General features: G+C 72.2%; 1 protein-coding gene. It reads left to right on the top strand.

From position 1 onward, the window contains the following. On the top strand, positions 1–327 hold a 327-nt coding region (locus C7C46_RS00285), incomplete at both ends, for a PPC domain-containing protein (protein ID WP_181442107.1).

The raw sequence follows: 327 nt of genomic DNA, 5'->3' as shown, positions 1-327 counted from the left end.
GGCCAGGCCCCCCCCCCCGCCTGCACCGACCCCCGGGCCGAGGCGCTGGGCCAGAACTGCTCCCGGGCCGGGCAGTCCGCCACCGCGGGCCACCTGGTCTACAAGTACGTCTACGTGCCCGCCGGCACCAGCAAGCTGACCGTCTCCACCTCGGGCGGCACCGGGCTGGCCTACCTGTACTACAACGACGACACCTGGGCCTCCCCCGACGCGTTCACCGCCTCGGGCACCAACTCCGGTACCGCCCAGACCGTCACCGTCACCAACCCGGAGCCCGGGTACCACTACCTGAGCCTGTACGCCGTGACCGACTTCAGCGGCGTGACC

Source organism: Streptomyces tateyamensis (assembly GCF_003205575.1).
Taxonomy (GTDB): Bacteria; Actinomycetota; Actinomycetes; order Streptomycetales; family Streptomycetaceae; genus Kitasatospora; species Kitasatospora tateyamensis.
The sequence above is the reverse complement of the archived record's forward strand: the minus strand, read 5'-3'. Positions and strand labels throughout refer to the sequence as shown.